The sequence below is a fragment of the Acidisphaera rubrifaciens HS-AP3 genome, from assembly GCF_000964365.1.
GTDB classification, from domain to species: domain Bacteria; phylum Pseudomonadota; class Alphaproteobacteria; order Acetobacterales; family Acetobacteraceae; genus Acidisphaera; species Acidisphaera rubrifaciens.
The window spans coordinates 1-1,282 of the sequence record NZ_BANB01001064.1 but is presented as its reverse complement, the minus strand read 5'-3'; the positions used below and the strand labels follow the sequence as shown (position 1 = coordinate 1,282).

At 70.7% G+C, this 1,282-nt stretch carries 1 protein-coding gene and 1 pseudogene; one reads left to right on the top strand and one right to left on the bottom strand.

Features of this window, described 5'->3' with window-relative positions; all coding sequences use genetic code 11:
* Positions 1-209, bottom strand: a 209-nt coding sequence (locus tag B8460_RS20045; RefSeq protein WP_048863394.1) for a hypothetical protein, incomplete at its 3' end; no start/stop codon positions are given.
* 77 nt (positions 210-286) lie between these two features.
* Between B8460_RS20045 and B8460_RS20040 the strand changes: the two are divergent.
* Positions 287-1,282, top strand: a pseudogene (locus B8460_RS20040) (hypothetical protein); the annotation flags it as partial.

Here is a 1,282-nt window from a genome sequence, read left to right as displayed (position 1 = left end):
TCGCCGAGCTGCGCGTCCTCGATCCCGCGCAGGTCGAGGGCCCCGTCGATGTTGCGGCCGCCGCCGAGATCGACGGTGTGCACGAACTCGCAGTCCGTCTCCGCAACGTCGGCGAAGCGGGCGGCGAGGGCGGACTGGAACGCGGGCGTGAGCTGTCCGGCATAGGCGGCCGCGGCCGCCTGGCGGAAATAGGTGTCGGGGTCGGTCATCCTTGCGGACGTTCCTTTCGCCTGGACGAGGCCGGCCGTATCATAGCCTGCACGGGGCAGGAAGCGAAACACGGTCGGTGAAGGAAGACAACGATGGGTCGCCCGGCGGGGCGACGCCGGACCCGATCACTGCCGGGGTAACGGACGTGACGACGCCTGGTCCGACGTTCGCGGCGTTCCTGGAGCGGTTGATCGATCCGCCGAGCTATGTCGCGCAGTACGCGGACCTGCGCGCGGCAGCGGCGGCGCGGCCGGATTTTGATCCGATCCATCATTTCCGTACGCTGGGTCGCGACGAGGGGCGTGCGCCGTCGTTCCTGATTCAGCCCGCCCATGCGATGCGGGCCTATGCGCTGCGCGAGCGCCGGCCGGTGGCGGCGCCGGACCTGTTGCGTGCGCTGTACGAAACGCCGCCGGCGCGCCGCATCGTGCCGAACGCTTGGTTCAACGCAGGCTTTGTGCGCGGGCGGTATCAGGGCGCGTATCCGCGGCTGGCGGCGCTGTCGGACTACGAGCTGTTCGAGTTCTATCTCGATCACTGCGCGGCGCTGGCGCTGTCGCCCAACGGGCTGTTCGACGAGGAACGCTACCGGGCCCGCTTCCCGGACGTCGCCGACGCGGTGCGGGCGGGCGCCTTCCGGTCGGGCTTTCACCACTTCATTCTCTATGGCGTCGCGGAGGAACGCTCCAACCTGCCGGGGTTCGGGAGGCTCGGCCTCGATGCCCAGGACGAGGCGGCGCTGCTTTTGCACGGCCCGACGTCGCTCGCGATCGACCTGTGGTGGTATGACGAGGCGTTCTACCTCGACACCAACCCCGATGTGCACCAGGCGGTGCGCGACGGGCAGTTCCGCTGCGGTCTCGAGCATTTCATGCTGGCCGGATGCGACGAGGACCGGCTGGCACATCCGCTGCTGTCGGTCCTGCCGGCATGGCCGGCGAGCGGCGCGGAGGGGCGCGGCGCGTGGGACCGGCTCGCCGCGCTCGACCGTGCCTGCGCCACCCTGCCGCGAGCGGTGCTCGATCTGGATGAGGCCTGCGCGCTGCGCGCGGGGCTCGTCGCGCGGGGCGGC